This is a genomic window from Curtobacterium sp. MCLR17_054 (genome assembly GCF_003234335.2).
In the GTDB taxonomy this organism is placed as follows: domain Bacteria; phylum Actinomycetota; class Actinomycetes; order Actinomycetales; family Microbacteriaceae; genus Curtobacterium; species Curtobacterium flaccumfaciens.
Window position 1 is genome coordinate 1,068,789 of the sequence record NZ_CP126263.1, and the last position, 16,031, is coordinate 1,084,819.

Below are 16,031 nucleotides of genomic sequence, written 5' to 3' on the forward strand. Positions count from 1 at the left end.
CATGCACGTCTTCCTCACCGGTGCGTCCGGCTACATCGGCTCCTCCGTCCTCCGCTCCCTCGTGGCCCACGGCGACGAGGTGACCGCGCTCGTCCGCTCCGACGAGAAGGCCCAGCACGTCCGTGACGCCGGTGGCCGGGCCCTGGTCGGCGACGTCACCGACACCGACGTCGTCGAACGCCTGCTGCACGAGAGCGACGGCGTCGTCCACACAGCATCGGCGGCCGGCGTCGACCCGGACTTCATCCGCACCGCGATCGGTGCCCTGGCCGGCACACCGAAGCCGTTCGTGCACACCGGCGGCATCTTCACCTTCGGCGACTCGACGGACATCTCCGAGCAGTCGCCGACCGACCCGCCAGCGTTGACCGCCTGGCGCGGACCGAACGAGGCCCTGCTGCGGGCGAGCGACGTGCGGAGCACCATCGTCGCCCCTGGCATCGTCTACGGGCGCGGCGCCGGCATCCCGGCGATGTTCGTCAGCGACGGCGAGCAGCCGGTGCGGCTGGTGGGCGACGGCTCGCAGCGCTGGACGACGGTGCACGTCGACGACCTCGGCGAGCTCTACGTCCTCGCGCTGCACCGCGGCGAGCCCGACGGGTACATCGTCGCCGCGACCGGCGACAACCCGACCGTCCGGCAGATCGCCGAGGCCGGGGCCCACGGTGCACCGGTCGTCGCCGAGAGCGTGGACGCGAGCCGCGAACGGCTCGGGCGGGACTTCGCCGACGCCCTGCTGCTGCACCAGGAGGCGTCCGGCGCACACGCCCGGTCGGCCTTCGGCTGGCGACCGTCGCGGCCGTCCCTGGTCGAGGACCTCGCCTCCGGCTCGTCCGTGCGCTGACCGCGCTGCCCGAAGACGCCGGCGTCCCGCGGGCACGAGAACGCGGGGAGCGACGGACGGGAGGCCCGTGGCGGCGCCGCCACGGGCCTCCCGTCCGCCGCTCGCGACGATCACTGCACGCCGGCGTCAGCGGAAGACGCCGCGGGAGCGTCGAGACGCCGCCGGATTCGGCGGCGTCTCGACGACACGACGGCGTGTGCCGCGCGGGTCAGTCGAAGGTGTTCGTCATCGCGTGGGCAGCGCGGTCGAGGTAGCCCCAGAGCTCGGCTTCGTCGAGGGGCGCGAGCTCGAGCGACTCGACCGCCTCGTGCATGTGGTGGAGCCAGCGTTCCCGCGCCTCGGACGTGATGCGGAACGGGTTGTGCCGCATCCGCAGGCGGGGGTGGCCGCGCTGCTCGCTGTAGGTGCCCGGGCCGCCCCAGTACTGCTGCAGGAACGCGGAGAGGCGCCAGATCGCACCCTCGAGGTCGTCGGCCGGGTACATCGGCCAGATGACCTCGTCCTGCTGCACGCCCTCGTAGAAGCGCCGGACGAGCCGGTCGAAGGTCGGGGCGCCGCCGATCCGCTCGTACAGCGACCCGGTGGCCGAGGCGCCGTGCTCCCCGACGCGCAGGGTGATCGGCTGCGCCGGGACGCCGACGGAGCCTGGCATCCCGGGGGCGCCGGGCATGCCGAGCGAGCCGCGTGCTCCGGGCGCGCCCGTGCCGCTCGGGGGTGCGGGGTCGGTCATCGGGGGTCCTTCCCGCTGTCGGGGTCGTCGGTGCGGATCGGCTGCCCGAGGATGTTGCGCTTGGTGCGCCGGGGCTTCGTGGGTGCCGGCGTCGGCTGGGTCCGGACGGTGCGCAGGCCGTTGATCGAGGTGGCGTTCTCCCAGCCCTCGGGCATGATCATCGCCATCGCCGGCAGGGTGATGCCGAGTTCGTCGACCGCGTGCTTCAGGCGGGTGCGGAGCTCCCGACCGACGACGTCGAGTTCGGACGCCCGGGTCTTCACGACCAGGCGGAAGACCATGCCGGCGTCGGTGATCGACTGCAGCCCCCAGATCTCGGGCTTCTCGACGATCCGCTGCCGCCAGCGGGACTCCTGCGACATCGTGACGGCGGCCTTGAGCAGGGCGTCCTGCACGGCGTCGATGTCGGTGTCGTAGGGCACGGTGATGTCGACGAGCACGCGCGACCAGCCCTGCGACAGGTTGCCGACGCGCAGGATCTGGCCGTTCGGCACGAACCACAGGATGCCGTTCACGTCGCGGATCTGCATGACGCGCAGCCCGACGTTCTCGACGACGCCGGTGGCCTGACCGGTGTCGACGACGTCACCGACGCCGGCCTGGTCCTCGAGGATCATGAAGATGCCGGACAGCAGGTCCTTCACGATGGACTGGGCGCCGACGGCGAGGCCGGCTGCGACGAGGGACGCACCACCGACGATGCCGACCGCGGCGTTCGGGAGGACCTGCGGGATGATCACGGCCAGGGCGATGATGACCACTGCGACGGTCGCCAGGTTCTCGAGCACGCTGCCGAGCGTCCGGGTCCGCTGCACCACCCGCGCGGTCTGCACGGGTGAGGCGATGAGGGCCTGGGTATCGGCGGCGCCCTGACGCTTCTTGACGCCGTTCACGATGCGGTCGACGACCTGCTTGATCGTGCGCCGCAGGATCAGCCGGACGACGATGGCGACGAGCACGGTCACCACGATGACGATCGGCACACGCCAGACGGTGACGAACTCGGTGAAGGAGCTCGACATCCACTTGGACGCGTCGTCGGTCGAAGCAGCGAGGAAGATCATCCGGACGATCGTAAAGGGCGGGGCCTCGGCATCCCTGGAGGAACACCAAGACCCCGCCGGATCAGAGCAGGGGTCAGGCGTCGGCGGCCTGGACCCGGAGCGCGCGCTCGGTGCCCGCGAGGCTCTCGGACACGATGCGGCGCAGCGCCGGCGTCTCCGGGTGCTCCTCGAGCCACGCGGCGGCGGCGTCACGGAGCTCGGCCGACGCGAGCGGCGCCGGGTAGAGGCCCGAGACGATGGTGTCGGCCATGTGGTAGCTGCGCTCGGCCCAGATGCGCGTGAGCACCTCGAAGTACTTCGGCACGAGGCCCTCGAGCAGCACCGGGCTGTTCACGTGCTGGAACCCGACCGTGGTCTGGCGCACGATGGCGTTCGGCAGCTCGGACGAGTCGACCAGTGACGAGAACGCCGCCAGCTTGCCCTCGGCCGTGGGGATCGTCGCCCGGGCGCGGGCCGCGGCCTGCTCGCCCGACGCGGTCTTGTCCGCGGCGAGCTCGGCGTCAATCTCGGCGTTGTCCGCAGCACCCGCGAGCACGAGGCCCTCGAGCAGCTCCCAGCGCAGGTCGGTGTCGATCTCGAGGCCCTGCAGCGTGACCGATCCGTCGCGGAGGCCCTGCAGGGTCGCGACGTGCTCGGGCGTGGACGGGACCTGCGCGAAGAACTTCACGAACTGGAACTGCGCGTCCGAACCGGCCTCGGCCGAGGACGCGAGCTGCCAGAGCGTGTCGCCGACGGTGCGGACCGTGGCCTCGACCGACCCCGGTGCCACGTAGTTGCGTGCGGTGAGCAGCAGCTGCGAGAGCGTCGTGCGGATGGTCGTCGACTCGGTCTCGGTCGCGATGTTGCCCAGCACGAGGCGGACGTAGTCGCTGGCGGGGGACTCGGCGTCGCGCGTGGCGTCCCACACGGAACCCCAGACGATCGAGCGGGCGAGCGGGTTCGCGATCGACGCGAGGTGCTCGATCGCGGTGCGCCGGGAGTGCTCGTCGAGACGGATCTTGGCGTAGGCCAGGTCGTCGTCGTTCAGCAGCACGAGGTCGCCGCGCTGGACGCCGACGAGCTCGGGCACCTCGGTGCGGGCACCGTCGACGTCGATCTCGACGCGGTGGACCCGCTCGAGCTTGCCGCCGGCGGAGGCCGTGTCGGCGCCGAACGGAGCGGACTCGTCGTTCCGGAAGGCGTACACGCCGATTGCCAGACGGTGCGGGCGCAGCGTCGGGTAGTCGGCGGGGGCTTCCTGCAGGACGGTGAACGACGTGATGACGCCGGATTCGTCGGTCTCGATCTCGGGACGCAGGGTGTTGACGCCCGCGGTCTCGAGCCAGAGCTTCGACCACTCGGTCAGCTCACGGCCGCTCGTCGCCTCGAGCTCGACGAGCAGGTCGCGGAGCTCGGTGTTCGAGTGGTGGTGCTTCTTGAAGTACGCGGAGACACCGGCGAAGAACGCGTCGATGCCGACCCAGGCGACGAGCTGCTTGAGGACCGAGCCACCCTTCGCGTAGGTGATGCCGTCGAAGTTGACCTGGACGTCCTCGAGGTCGTTGATCGTCGCGACGATCGGGTGCGTCGAGGGGAGCTGGTCCTGGCGGTAGGCCCAGGACTTCTCCATCGCCTGGAACGTGGTCCAGGCCTCGGTCCACTCGGTGGCCTCGGCCGTGGCGATCGTGGAGGCCCACTCGGCGAAGGACTCGTTGAGCCACAGGTCGTTCCACCACTTCATGGTGACCAGGTCGCCGAACCACATGTGGGCGAGCTCGTGCAGGATCGTGACGACCCGGCGCTCCTTGATGGCGTCGGTGACCTTCGACCGGAACACGTAGGTCTCGGTGAAGGTGACCGCGCCGGCGTTCTCCATCGCACCGGCGTTGAACTCCGGCACGAAGAGCTGGTCGTACTTGTCGAAGGGGTAGGCGACGTCGAACTTCTCCTCGAAGTACGCGAAGCCCTTCTTCGTGATGTCGAACACGTACTCGGGGTCGAGGTACGAAGCGAGCGACTTGCGCGCGAACACGCCGAGCGGGATCGTCCGGCCGTCGCGGCTGGTCAGCTCGTCGCGCACGACCTCGTACGGGCCGGCGACGAGCGCGGTGATGTAGCTCGAGATGCGCGCGGTGGGCGGGAAGGCCCAGGTCGCGACGTCGCCGTCGACGTGCGGCTCCGGCGTGGGGGAGTTCGAGACGACCTGCCACCGGGACGGCGCCGTCACGGTGAAGGAGAACTCGGCCTTCAGGTCAGGCTGCTCGAACACCGCGAACATGCGGCGGGAGTCGGGGACCTCGAACTGGGAGTACAGGTACACCTCGTCGTCCACCGGGTCGACGAAGCGGTGCAGGCCTTCACCGGTGTTCGTGTACAGCGCGTCGCTGACGACCACGAGCTCGTTCTGCTCCTGCAGGTCGTCGAGCTGGATGCGCACGCCGTCGTTCACCGCGGCGACGTCGAGCGCCGAGCCGTTCAGCGTGATCGAGTGCACGGTCTTCGTGATGGCGTCGATGAAGGTCGATGCGCCGGCGGTGGCGGTGAAGCGCACCCGCGTGGTGCTGCCGAAGCTGTCGGCGCCGCGGGTCAGGTCGAGCTCGACGTCGTACGTCTGCACGGCGACGACGGCCGCGCGCTCCTGGGCTTCGATTCGGGTGAGGTTCTCTCCGGGCACGCAACGCTCCATCTTCGCTGGGGACGCGGACGATCGGTGTCCGCGTACGGGGCCCCGGACGGCGTCGTGCGCCGGCGGGACGATGGGTTCCAGCCTAGCGACGCCGCGTACGCTCGGATCGTGACCGAGACGACTGTGGACAACCCGACCGACCCCACCACCGAGCGCACCGCCGTGGAGTTCTGGTTCGACCCGAACTGCCCGTGGGCCTGGATGACGAGCCGCTGGGTGGGTGAGGTCGCCGAGCACCGCGACCTCGACGTGACCTGGAACGTGATGAGCCTGTTCGTCCTCAACGAGGACCAGGACGTGCCGGAGAGCTACAAGGAGCGTCTGCACGCCGGTCAGGTCTACCCGCGCATCGTCACGGCGGCGCGGCTCCGGCTCGGGCAGGACATCGTGAAGCCGCTCTACGACGCCCTCGGCGAGCACATCCACCACCGCCAGGAGTCCGACCCGGAGCAGGTCGTCCCCGCCGTGCTCGCCGAGCTCGGCCTCGACGCCGACCTGCTCGAGTACGCCTGGACGGACGAGGTCGACGCCGCCGTGCGCGCCAGCCACCAGGACGGCATCGACCGCGTCGGACAGGACGTCGGCACGCCGGTCATCGCCGTCGAGGGCACCGCGTTCTTCGGACCGGTCATCTCCCCGGCGCCCAAGGGCCAGGAGGCGCTCGACCTGTGGGACGGCGTCGTCGCCGTCGCGAAGTACCCCGGGTTCTTCGAGCTCAAGCGCTCGCGCACCGTCGGCCCGATCTTCGACACCACCGACTGAACCGGTACCGACCAGCGGGGGACGGGCGGCCGGGAGGCCCGTGGTGCGCCCGTCGCGTCAGACGAGCGGCAGGCGCATGAGCGTCAGGTCGAGCCAGCGGTCGAACTTGCGTCCGACCTCGGGCACGACCGCGACCGTGGTGAACCCGACGCGTTCGTGCAGGGCGATCGACCCCGTGTTGGTGCTGCAGATCCCGGCCATCATGACGTGCCGGCCCTCGGCGGTGGCCCGCGCGACCAGCTCGGCCATCAGGGTCGTCGCGATGCCCCGGCCGCGGAACGCCTCGACCACGTAGACGCTGTGCTCGACGGTCAGCCGGTACCCCTGGTGCGGCCGCCACTGCGAGTACGTGGCGTAGCCGGCCACGGTGCCGTCGACCTCGGCCACGACCACCGGGTACCCGCCGCCCTGCCGCTCGGCGAGCCACCCGTCGAAGTACGCACGCGGGTGCGGGGTGTCCTGCCAGATGGCGGTGGAGTGCAGGACGGCATCGACGTGCAGGGCGTGCACGACGTCGAGGTCGGTCGGGGTGCAGTCGCGGATCACGACCCCGTTCGTCGCATATGCTGTCGTCATGTCTCACATCGTAGACGACGCGCACGCCGATCCCGCAACCGGCGCCGACGACACCTCGGTCGCCGAGCAGCGGGCGCTCGGTGAACGCCTCCAGCGCCTCCGCACCGAGCGGAAGTGGAGCCTCACCGAGCTCGCCGAGGAGTCCGGCGTCTCCCGCGCGATGATCAACCGGGTCGAACGCGGAGTTTCCAGCCCCACCGCGACGATCCTCGGTCGCCTGTCCGGTGCCTTCGGCCTGACGATCTCGCAGCTCCTCGACGATGCCCTGGAGCACGAGGTGCCCAGGGTGACGGACCCCGACGAGGCGCGCGGGGTGCAACGGGGCGCGACCGCCGATTCCTGGACCGATCCCGACACCGGGTACCGCCGCCGTCCGGTCTCGAGCGCGGCGTTCCCCGCTGACGTCACCGAGGTGCGCCTCCCGGCCGGCCGCGAGGTGGCCTACCCGGCGTCCGCCTACGCGTTCCTGCGGCACTGCATCTGGGTCGTCGAGGGCGTGCTCGAGGTCGTCGTCGGCGGCGAGCCGACGCGTCTGGCGGCGGGGGACCGGATCGAGCTCGGCGACCCCGCCGACGTCGTCTACCGCAACCCGGGCGAGGACCCCACCCGGTACCTCGTGGTGGTGGTCCGCGCACCGTAGTCCGTCGTGGTCCGGGCCCCGGAGCCGCAGGAATAGGATCGGTTCCATGCGCATCCACCTCGGAACGGACCACGCCGGCCTCGAGTTCAACAAGACCCTCGCAACCCACCTGACCGAAGCCGGGCACGAGGTGGTGGACCACGGTCCGACCGAGTACGACGCGCTCGACGACTACCCCTCGTTCTGCATCAACGCCGCGCACGCCGTGGTGCAGGACCAGCGCGCCGGTGTCCAGGCCCTCGGCGTCGTCTTCGGCGGTTCCGGCAACGGCGAGCAGATCGCCGCCAACAAGGTCGAGGGCATCCGCGCCGCGCTCGTCTGGAACGAGTCGACCGCCCTGCTCGCCCGTCAGCACAACGACGCCAACGTCATCTCCATCGGTGCGCGCCAGCACACCGAGGACGAGGCGATCCGGTTCGTCGACCTGTTCATCGCCGAGCCGTTCTCGGGCGAAGAGCGCCACGCCCGCCGCATCGCCCAGCTGGCCGAGTACGAGACCACCGGGCTGATCGCCGGCCGCCAGATCGACGCGTAGTCCGGCTCGTCAGGGGTACCGGGTAGAACGGTAGTCATGCCCGAGGGTCACTCCGTCCACCGCATCGCCAACCAGTTCACCCGGCACTTCGTCGGCAAGCGCTGCGAGGTGTCGAGCCCCCAGGGGCGCTTCGCCGCCGGGGCCGCGCAGCTCGACGGCAAGCGGATGATCGCCGCGCGTGCGGTGGCGAAGCAGATGTTCCTGGAGTTCGAGGGCGACCTGTTCCTCCGCGTCCACCTCGGCCTGTACGGGGCGTGGGACTTCGCGGGCGTGATCTCCACCGCCGAGGCGCTGTCCGACGACGACGACCGCGAAGAGTCGCTCAGCTCGATCGGCGCACCGCGGCTCGCCCGCTACCGGATGGCCGAGCAGGAGAAGGCTGAGGACCCGATCGAGTCCTTCCCGCCGGACCCGGTGGGCCAGGTCCGGGTGCGGATCCTCACCGAGGACACCGTCGCCGACCTGCGCGGCCCGACGGCGTGCGTGGTGGAGACCCCGGCCGAGGTGCAGCGTGCGCTCGACAAGCTCGGCCCCGACCCGATGAACGACGACGGGCCCGAGGCCGAGAAGACCTTCGTCGACAACGTCCGCCGTCGGAACGTCGCCATCGGGCAGCTGCTCATGGACCAGTCCGTCGTGGCGGGCATCGGCAACATCTACCGCGCCGAGCTGCTGTTCCGGCAGCGCATCGACCCGTACAAGCCGGGCAAGAAGATCACCGTCAAGCAGGCCAAGGCGCTCTGGGCCGACTGGTCGAAGCTGCTGCACGACGGCGTCCGCGACGGCCTGATGATGACGATGGACGACCTGTCCGAGGCCGACCACAAGAAGGCCCTGCGTTCCCGCAAGGACCGCCACTGGGTGTACCACCGGCAGGGCGAGCCGTGCCGGGTCTGCGGCACCGAGATCCGGATGGCGGACATGGCTGGCCGGAAGCTCTACTGGTGCCCGAAGGACCAGAAGTAGCCCACGGGCCCGGGCACACCCGCCCGGGCACACCCGCCCGGTCACAGCTCCCGGTACGTGAACCGTCCGGCGACGGCCGTCCCCAGCACCCGCATGCCACGCAGTGCGGCGGACGAGGACGCGGCCAGCGGGTCGGTCTCGACGAGCACCAGGTCCGCCACGTCGCCGACGGACACGCCGACGCGCCCGTCGGTCGACCCCTGCCACGCGACGAGTGCCGAGAGCCGCTCGGCCGGGTGCCACGGGTCCCGCCCGTCGCGGTCCCGCCCGACCGCCGCCGCCATCGACACCCACGGGTCGAGCGGCGCCACCGGCGCGTCCGACCCGAGCAGCAGCCGCGCTCCGGCCCGGGCGAGCGAGGCGAAGGCGAACGCCCGGTCGGTGTGCCCGGCCCAGTGCCGGTCGGCGATGTCCCGGTCGTCCATGGCGTGTTCGGGCTGCACGGACGCGGCGACCCCGAGCCGGGCGAACCGGTCGACGTCGGTGTCGACGAGCAACTGCGCGTGCTCGATCGTGCCGCGGGTCCCGACGGTCTCGAAGACGTCGAGGGCCAGCGTGTTCGCCCGGTCGCCGATCGCGTGGATCGCGGGGACGAGTCCGGCGTCGACGGCACGGCGGGTGATCGCGACGAGGTCCTCGAACGGCCAGGCGAGCACACCGGAGCCGTCGGTCATGGCGGCGGTCCGGGTGCCGAGTGACCCGTCCGTGACCACCTTGAACGGCCCCATCGTGAGCAGGCCCCGCGTGCCGTCGACCACGGCGCCGGTCCGCAGCCCCCGGGCGATGGCCTCGTCGAGCTCGGCCGGGTACACCCCGGACGCGACCCGGATCGCGTCGGTGCCGGCGTGGATCCGGCGGCGCCAGCGGTCGAGTCCGAAGCGCATCTCGAGGTCGACCACGCCCGTCACCCCGCGGGCGGCCGCGGCTTCGGCAGCGTCCGCCACGTAGGCGTCGAGCAGGTCGTCCGGCACCTGCGACAGCGCTCCGGTCACGTCGAACGCGTCCTGCTCGCGCAGGACCCCGTCCTCACCCGCCTCGAGCGGGCGGCCGACAGCGGCCGAGAAGTGTGCGAGCGCGAGCGCGTTGCACCACACCGCGTGCAGGTCCGCGCTGATGACGACGACCGGGAAGCCCGGTGCGGCCTGGTCGAGCAGCTCGCGTCGTGCCGGGCGCGGCCACATCCCGTCGCGGTAGCCGTGTCCGACCAGGACGCGGTCCGTCACGCCCGCCCGGGCGACGGCGGCGAGCAGGTCGGCGGTCGCCTCGGCGGAGTCGCAGCCGGTGACGTCGACACGGCGACGGACGAGTGCCCACTGGTCGAAGTGCGTGTGGTGGTCGCGGAGCCCCGGGCCGAGCCAGGCACCGGCGGCCTCGACCACGTCGGTGTCGACACTCGTGGGGTCGAGGGTGCCGGTCGGTGCGATCTCGGTGACGCGCCCGTCGACGATGCGGACGTCGGCAGGGGCCCCGGAGGTGCCCACACGCCGGACGGTGCGGAGCAGGATGTCCGTCACGACGCCTCCAGGCCGTTCGCCGAGGATGGGACGGGCCGGACCCGCTCGACCTCGTCGGCGAGCGCCGGCGACGCGTAGGGGCCGTCGCCCCGCAGCCCGGCGACGATGCGGTCGATCACCTCGGGGGCCTTGTTCTGCGACAGCTTGGCGCGGGCGTCGAACCGGGTGACGCGGATCCGGATGCCCACGGTGCCCTTGGCCATCCGGCGGGCGGTCTCCTCGTCGATCTGCAACGACACGGGCGAGGGCATGACGTGCTCGAAGTGGTCGACGAGTTCGCCGAGCACCCGGAAGTTCTCGTCGTCGGAGAGGATCTCGGGGGTGCCCCAGACGTGGGCGGTGACGTGGTTCCAGGTGGGCACGAACTGCTCCGGCGGGTACCAGGCGGGGGAGACGTAGCCGTGCGGGCCCTGGAACACGACGAGGACCTCGTGCCGTCCGAGTTCGTGCGCGACCTCGTCGGGGCGGCCGACGTGGGACACCAGGACGAGGGCGTCCGGGTCGTCGTCGGGGCCGGGGGTCTCGAGCAGCACCGGGTAGTGCGACGCCACCAGCCCGGCCGCGGTGTGCGACACGATCGTCGCCCACGGGTTCCCGGTGATGAGGCGTCGGACCTCGTCGACGTCGGTCATCAGGAAGTGCGGTGTGTGGCGCATGTTCCGAGCGTGGCACAACGGGCCCGGTCGCGCGACGGGTGTCGTTTCGTCAGTGTTTCTGCGCGGTAAAACTCTCAGAGTGCATTGAAAGAAGTCTTGTGGTCGGGATTCGAACCGTCCTAGCTTTCCCACCACGACGACCGGGCAGGGATCCGGCCGCACCCGATCGAGGAGAGATCATGCGACGCAGGACGATCGCCGCGCTGGCCGCGGCGGCAACCTTGGCACTGGTGGCGACCGGCTGTTCGGCGGGCGGCGCGGCTGACGACGACGCTCCCTCGAGCCTGGTCTACGCGACCGGCGAACCCGACCACCTGACCCCGGGCCGGCAGACCGTGGCCTTCGACCAGGTGATGAGCGTCTTCGCGCCGCTCACCCAGACCGACGCCGACGGTGACCTGCAGGACGTGGCGGCGAAGAGCGTCGAAAGCGACGACGCCACCACGTGGACGATCACGCTGCGGGACGGCTGGACGTTCCAGAACGGCGAGGCCGTGACGCCGGAGAGCTACGTGAAGGCCTGGAACCACGTCGCCTACGGCCCGAACGCGTGGGAGAACAGCGGTCAGCTCGCCGGGATCGTCGGGTACACGGACCTCAACCCGGCGAAGGGCACCCCGAAGACCAAGGAGATGTCGGGGCTGAAGGTCACCGGCAAGGACACCTTCACGGTCACGCTCACCCACGCGGACAGCCAGTTCCCCCTGCAGCTCAGCCAGGCCCAGACGGCGTTCTACCCGATGCCCGAGGCTGCCTACGACGACCTGAAGGCGTACGACAAGAAGCCGATCGGCAACGGCCCGTACGAGATGACGAAGGCGTGGAAGGCGGACCAGGAGTTCACCGTCACGGCCTGGAAGGACTACGAGGGCACGAAGCCCGCCACCGACGAGGTGACCTTCCGCAGCTACTCCGACATGAACACCGCGTACACCGACGTCCTGGCCGGCAACGCCGACGTGCTGTTCCTGCCGACCGACAAGATGACGAGCGCGAAGGCCGACTTCGGCGACCGCCTGCACTCCTTCGACGCCCCCGGCATCGACTACCTCGGGTTCCCGCTGTGGGACGACCGGTACTCCGACCCCGACGTGCGCCGCGCGATCTCGATGTCGATCGACCGTGACGAGGTCAACGACGCGATCTACGGCGGCCTGTACGACCCGGCCACCGCACTCACCCCGCCGTCGATGTCCGGCACCGAGGAGGGCATCTGCGGCGACGCCTGCGAGTTCGACCCGGCAGCGGCGAAGAAGCTCCTCGCCAGCGCCGGCGGGTTCGACGGCACCATGACGCTCGTCTACCCGGGCGGCACCGGCCTCGACTCCCTGTACGAGGCGTACGCCAACCAGATCCGGCAGAACCTGGGCGTCGACGCCGAGGCGAAGGCCACCACCGACTGGGCGTCCTACTACTCAGAGCTCACCGACAAGACCGTCGCCGGCCCGCACTTCGGCCACTGGGGCGCGCTGTACATCAGCCAGCAGAACACGCTCCGTGCGCTGTTCACCACGGCCGGTGGCTGCTCCCCGTGCACCGGCTACTACCAGTCCGACGACGTCGACTCGCTGCTCGCGAAGGCCGACTCCGCCGGGTCCCAGGACGAGGCGAACGGGTACTACACGAAGACGCAGCAGGCGGTCCTGCAGGACTTCCCGATCGTCCCGACCTTCTTCGACAAGTACTCGTACGTCACGAGCGACAAGATCGCGAAGCTGCCGGCGGTGGCGGGCAGCCCCGTGATCGCGCAGATCGCCGTGAAGTAGGGCGGGGCATGGAGCAGCACACCGTCCTCGACCTGGTCCGCGACGTCCCCGACCGCGACGGCTTCCCGCTCGTCGACGACCTGCACGCCCGGTTCGCCGCGCTCGCCGCGGCGCACCCCGACCGGGTCACGGTCACCCGGATCGGCACGAGCCGCCTCGGCGAACCCCTGCACAGCTACCGCATCGGCACCGGGTCGCACGCGGCCGTCGTGGTCGGCGGGGTGCACCCGAACGAGCCGATCGGTTCGTGGACGGCGCTGCACCTCGCTGAGACGGCCCTCGGTGACGAGCGGGTGGCCGGGCTCGACGTCACCTGGCACATCGTCCCGACGATCGACCCGGACGGCATGCGGCTCAACGAGGCGTGGTTCCACGACCCGCACGACCGCGTGTTCTACTCGCGGCACTTCTACCGGCCGGCCCCGGACAGCCAGGTCGAGTGGACGTTCCCGAACAGCTACAAGTCGGTGTACTTCGACCAGGTGCTGCCCGAGACGCTCGCGTTCATGCGGCTCATCGACGACACCGAGCCGGACCTGCTCGTGAGCCTGCACAACGGCGAGATGGGCGGCGTCTACTACTACCTGTCCGAGGACCTGCCCGACGTCGTCGACACGCTGCACGCGGTGCCGGCCGCACTCGGGCTGCCGCTCGACACGGGGGAGCCGGAGTCCCCGTACCTGCGGGAGCTCGCCCCGGCGGTGTTCGCGATGGACGGCATCGAGACGGCGTACGCCTACCTCGAGGAACTCGGCGTCGACCCAGGCGAGCACATCCACGGTGGGTCGAGCGCGGCGTGGGCGATGCGGCACGGCGCCCTCTGCATGGTGGCCGAGCTGCCGTACTGGAGCCACCCCGACGCCGACGACCAGACCCCGACCGACGAGTCGTACGCCGACCTGCTCCGTCGGTGCGCGGACGACCTCGGTGCCTCGGGTGCGGAACTGCAGGCGTTCCTCGACGAGGCGTCGCCGATGCTCTCGATCCCGTCCCCGTTCGTCGAGGCCTCCCGGGCGTTCGTGCCGATGCTCGTCGGGATGGCGGACACCGACCGCCGCCGCGCCGAACGGGAACCGGCCGACCGGACGGCCACCGTCGCGGAGCGCTTCGGCTGCGAGGACCTTGTCCGCTGCTTCCGCCTGCGCTACGGCGGCATGCTCCTGCGCGCCGTCGAGGCGGAGACGACCGCCGGCACGGCGTCCGCGCCGCTCCGACGGCTCCGCGACCGCCTGGCCGAGCGCTACGCGCGCTGGCAGGCGGACGCGTCGACGGGTGCGCAGCCGATCCCGGTGGGGAAGCTCGTGGGCGTGCAGTACGGGGCGATCCTCGCCTGCGCGAGCCACGTGGCGGACCCGACCCGCGCCTCCCGTCCGGTGTCGGCGGCCGTGTCGGGAGGCGCGTGATGCGTCCGACGCTCGCCGTCGGTCGCCGACTCGGCGGCCTGGTCATCGTGTTCCTCGGGGTGACCTTCCTCATCTACGCGATGACGTTCGCGCTGCCCGGCGACCCCATCAAGGCGCTCGGCGGTGAGCGCCCCCTCACCGACTCGGTCGTGCGGGCGCTGCGGGCCGAGTACCACCTGGACCAGCCGCTGTGGCTGCAGTACGTGCAGTACCTGGGCGGCCTGTTCCGGGGTGATTTCGGCACCGACTTCAACGGGCAGTCCGTCGGCGAGCAGATGGCCTCACGGTGGCCGGTGACGATCACGCTGGCGCTCAGCGCGTGGGCGCTCGAGATCGTCCTCGGCATCGGGCTCGGCGTGGTCTCGGCGCTCAGGCGCGGCACCGTGCTCGACAAGACGGTGCTCGTCGGCACCATCGTCGTCGGCGCGGTCCCCGTGTTCGTGCTCGGCGTGGCCCTGCAGCTGGTGTTCTCGGTGCGGCTGCACTGGTTCCCGGTCGCGGGCGTCACCGCGGGTTGGCCGACCGCGTACGTCCTGCCGGCGTTCGTGATCGCCCTGTTCGGCCTGGCCGCGGTGTCCCGGCTCACCCGGACGTCGATGATCGAGACGCTCGACGCCGACTACGTCCGGACGGCCCGCGCCAAGGGGCTCGCGCCGGGCCGGATCGTCGGCGTGCACGTGCTGCGGAACTCGCTCATCCCCACCGCCACCTACCTGGCGACCGACCTCGGGTACCTGATGGGCGGCACCGTCATCATCGAGGGCATCTTCAACCTGCCGGGCGTCGGGAACCTGCTGTTCCAGGGCATCCGCTCGCACGAGGGTGCCGTCGTCGTCGGCATCTCGACCGCCCTCATCCTGGTGTTCCTCGTCACGAGCGTGCTCGTCGACCTGCTGCACGCCGCCCTCGACCCGCGCGTCCGGACAGGAGCCTCCCGATGACCACCGAAGCCCTCGGCGCCACCGTCGAACCCGTCGTCGGGGTCCGGCGTCGGCCGTTGCTCGCCGCCGCACGGACGCCGGGGTTCTGGGTGCCCGCGTCGGTGCTCGTGGTGGTCCTGCTCATCGCGGCGTTCCCGCAGCTGTTCGCCGGGCTGTTCGGCCACGGCGACCCCCGGGTGTGCGACCTCGGCCGGAGCGGGGCGTCAGCGACCGCCGGGCACCCGTTCGGCTTCGACCTGCAGGGCTGCGACGTGTACGCGAACGTCATCTGGGGCACCCGGTCGTCGATCGCCGTCGCGGTGCTCACGACCCTGCTCGCCGGCATGGTCGCGGTCGTCGTCGGGACCGTCGCGGGCATGGTCGGCGGGTGGGTGGACGCCGTCCTCGCCCGGCTCACCGACGTGTTCCTCGGGTTCCCGTTCCTGCTCGGCGCGGTCGTCGTGCTGAACAGCGTGGGGGAGCGGTCGGTGCTCACCGTGTCGCTCGTGCTCGCCCTGTTCGGGTGGCCGACGATGGCCCGGCTCGTGCGGTCGAGCGTCCGCAGCGTCCGGGGAGCCGAGTTCGTGCTCGCCGCCCGGACGATGGGGCTGTCGACGTGGCGGATCACCACCCGGTACGTGCTGCCGTCGTCGATCTCGCCGCTGCTCGTGCTCGCCACCATCACCGTCGGCGGGGTCATCGTGTCCGAGTCGTCGCTGACCTACCTCGGCATCGGGCTGGAACGTCCGGCGATCTCGTGGGGGCTGCAGCTGTCCGCGGCGACGTCGCAGTTCCTCCGGGCCCCGCACATGCTCATCGCCCCGGCGGCGTTCCTCGCCGTGACGGTGCTCGCCGTCATCGCGCTCGGCGACACGCTGCGCGCCGCGCTCGACCCACGTCGGCGCTGACCGGCACGGCACACACCGCGTCGCGGCGGGCACCGTCGCGACCGACGCGCCAGACTCGAACCACCGCCCTTCGAAAGGACCA

The 16,031-nt window shown here is 71.2% G+C and carries 15 protein-coding genes; 9 read left to right on the forward strand and 6 right to left on the reverse strand.

The window, feature by feature from the left end; all coding sequences use genetic code 11:
• Window position 1: 1 nt before the first annotated feature.
• Entirely contained in the window at window positions 2-844 is an 843-nt protein-coding gene (locus tag DEJ08_RS05165; RefSeq protein WP_111054844.1) for an NAD-dependent epimerase/dehydratase family protein, read from the forward strand.
• A gap of 208 nt (window positions 845-1,052) precedes the next feature.
• On the opposite strand, the gene DEJ08_RS05170 is transcribed toward DEJ08_RS05165, so the two are convergent.
• The 3 genes from DEJ08_RS05170 to pepN all read right to left on the reverse strand — a co-directional run bounded on the left by DEJ08_RS05170 (window position 1,053) and on the right by pepN (window position 5,291).
• Window positions 1,053-1,514, reverse strand: coding sequence for a globin (locus tag DEJ08_RS05170; protein WP_241660472.1), 462 nt, complete (start codon window positions 1,512-1,514; stop codon window positions 1,053-1,055).
• A 56-nt stretch (window positions 1,515-1,570) separates the two neighbouring features.
• Window positions 1,571-2,638 (reverse strand): mechanosensitive ion channel family protein, encoded by a 1,068-nt coding sequence (locus DEJ08_RS05175; RefSeq protein ID WP_111054845.1) that lies wholly within the window; start codon window positions 2,636-2,638, stop codon window positions 1,571-1,573.
• Window positions 2,639-2,711: 73 nt separating this feature from the next.
• Window positions 2,712-5,291 (reverse strand): aminopeptidase N, encoded by a 2,580-nt coding sequence (pepN, locus tag DEJ08_RS05180; protein ID WP_111039296.1) that lies wholly within the window; start codon window positions 5,289-5,291, stop codon window positions 2,712-2,714.
• A gap of 213 nt (window positions 5,292-5,504) precedes the next feature.
• Here pepN and DEJ08_RS05185 point away from each other — a divergent pair, with 213 nt between their 5' ends.
• The gene (locus tag DEJ08_RS05185; protein ID WP_245164596.1) at window positions 5,505-6,065 is read left to right on the forward strand and encodes a mycothiol-dependent nitroreductase Rv2466c family protein; all 561 of its coding nucleotides are present in this window, start codon (window positions 5,505-5,507) and stop codon (window positions 6,063-6,065) included.
• 57 nt (window positions 6,066-6,122) lie between these two features.
• On the opposite strand, the gene DEJ08_RS05190 is transcribed toward DEJ08_RS05185, so the two are convergent.
• A complete protein-coding gene (locus tag DEJ08_RS05190; RefSeq protein WP_111054846.1) occupies window positions 6,123-6,641 on the reverse strand; it encodes a GNAT family N-acetyltransferase in 519 nt (172 codons plus the stop codon).
• On the opposite strand from DEJ08_RS05190, the gene DEJ08_RS05195 reads away from it, so the two are divergent.
• Genes DEJ08_RS05195 through DEJ08_RS05205 form a run of 3 tightly spaced genes read left to right on the forward strand, consistent with a single transcriptional unit; the run spans window position 6,640 to window position 8,782 of the window.
• Window positions 6,640-7,281 (forward strand): helix-turn-helix domain-containing protein, encoded by a 642-nt coding sequence (locus DEJ08_RS05195; protein ID WP_111054847.1) that lies wholly within the window; start codon window positions 6,640-6,642, stop codon window positions 7,279-7,281. The two genes, DEJ08_RS05190 and DEJ08_RS05195, sit on opposite strands and share 2 nt — an antisense overlap.
• A 46-nt stretch (window positions 7,282-7,327) precedes the next feature.
• Window positions 7,328-7,816, forward strand: coding sequence for a ribose-5-phosphate isomerase (locus tag DEJ08_RS05200; RefSeq protein WP_027464669.1), 489 nt, complete (start codon window positions 7,328-7,330; stop codon window positions 7,814-7,816).
• A gap of 36 nt (window positions 7,817-7,852) precedes the next feature.
• Window positions 7,853-8,782, forward strand: coding sequence for an Fpg/Nei family DNA glycosylase (locus tag DEJ08_RS05205; protein WP_071246661.1), 930 nt, complete (start codon window positions 7,853-7,855; stop codon window positions 8,780-8,782).
• A 41-nt stretch (window positions 8,783-8,823) separates the two neighbouring features.
• Here the strand turns inward: DEJ08_RS05205 and DEJ08_RS05210 are convergent, their stop codons facing one another.
• A complete protein-coding gene (locus DEJ08_RS05210) occupies window positions 8,824-10,296 on the reverse strand; it encodes an amidohydrolase (RefSeq protein WP_111054848.1) in 1,473 nt (490 codons plus the stop codon).
• Entirely contained in the window at window positions 10,293-10,952 is a 660-nt protein-coding gene (locus DEJ08_RS05215; protein ID WP_111054849.1) for an FMN-binding negative transcriptional regulator, read from the reverse strand. The genes DEJ08_RS05210 and DEJ08_RS05215 overlap by 4 nt, the downstream gene beginning before the upstream one ends.
• Before the next feature lie 179 nt (window positions 10,953-11,131).
• Here DEJ08_RS05215 and DEJ08_RS05220 point away from each other — a divergent pair, with 179 nt between their 5' ends.
• From DEJ08_RS05220 to DEJ08_RS05235, 4 genes are read left to right on the forward strand one after another with little or no spacing between them, the layout of a single operon-like run.
• The gene (locus tag DEJ08_RS05220; protein WP_258367132.1) at window positions 11,132-12,718 is read left to right on the forward strand and encodes a peptide ABC transporter substrate-binding protein; all 1,587 of its coding nucleotides are present in this window, start codon (window positions 11,132-11,134) and stop codon (window positions 12,716-12,718) included.
• Window positions 12,719-12,726: 8 nt separating this feature from the next.
• Window positions 12,727-14,121, forward strand: a complete 1,395-nt coding sequence (locus tag DEJ08_RS05225) for a M14 family zinc carboxypeptidase (protein ID WP_111054851.1) — start codon at window positions 12,727-12,729, stop codon at window positions 14,119-14,121.
• A complete protein-coding gene (locus DEJ08_RS05230) occupies window positions 14,121-15,062 on the forward strand; it encodes an ABC transporter permease (RefSeq protein WP_027464675.1) in 942 nt (313 codons plus the stop codon). Before DEJ08_RS05225 ends, DEJ08_RS05230 begins: the two co-directional genes overlap by 1 nt.
• A complete protein-coding gene (locus DEJ08_RS05235; protein WP_042538539.1) occupies window positions 15,059-15,949 on the forward strand; it encodes an ABC transporter permease in 891 nt (296 codons plus the stop codon). Before DEJ08_RS05230 ends, DEJ08_RS05235 begins: the two co-directional genes overlap by 4 nt.
• Window positions 15,950-16,031: the final 82 nt, after the last annotated feature.

Coding starts and splice junctions, on each gene's coding strand:
- DEJ08_RS05230 (WP_027464675.1), top strand. CDS start 14,121: ATGCGTCCGACGCTCGCCGTCGGTCGCCGACTCGGCGGCCTGGTCATC.
- DEJ08_RS05175 (WP_111054845.1), bottom strand. CDS start 2,638: ATGATCTTCCTCGCTGCTTCGACCGACGACGCGTCCAAGTGGATGTCG.
- DEJ08_RS05235 (WP_042538539.1), top strand. CDS start 15,059: ATGACCACCGAAGCCCTCGGCGCCACCGTCGAACCCGTCGTCGGGGTC.
- DEJ08_RS05200 (WP_027464669.1), top strand. CDS start 7,328: ATGCGCATCCACCTCGGAACGGACCACGCCGGCCTCGAGTTCAACAAG.
- DEJ08_RS05185 (WP_245164596.1), top strand. CDS start 5,505: ATGACGAGCCGCTGGGTGGGTGAGGTCGCCGAGCACCGCGACCTCGAC.
- DEJ08_RS05195 (WP_111054847.1), top strand. CDS start 6,640: ATGTCTCACATCGTAGACGACGCGCACGCCGATCCCGCAACCGGCGCC.
- DEJ08_RS05170 (WP_241660472.1), bottom strand. CDS start 1,514: ATGCCCGGCGCCCCCGGGATGCCAGGCTCCGTCGGCGTCCCGGCGCAG.
- DEJ08_RS05205 (WP_071246661.1), top strand. CDS start 7,853: ATGCCCGAGGGTCACTCCGTCCACCGCATCGCCAACCAGTTCACCCGG.
- DEJ08_RS05225 (WP_111054851.1), top strand. CDS start 12,727: ATGGAGCAGCACACCGTCCTCGACCTGGTCCGCGACGTCCCCGACCGC.
- DEJ08_RS05215 (WP_111054849.1), bottom strand. CDS start 10,952: ATGCGCCACACACCGCACTTCCTGATGACCGACGTCGACGAGGTCCGA.
- DEJ08_RS05190 (WP_111054846.1), bottom strand. CDS start 6,641: ATGACGACAGCATATGCGACGAACGGGGTCGTGATCCGCGACTGCACC.
- DEJ08_RS05165 (WP_111054844.1), top strand. CDS start 2: ATGCACGTCTTCCTCACCGGTGCGTCCGGCTACATCGGCTCCTCCGTC.
- DEJ08_RS05220 (WP_258367132.1), top strand. CDS start 11,132: ATGCGACGCAGGACGATCGCCGCGCTGGCCGCGGCGGCAACCTTGGCA.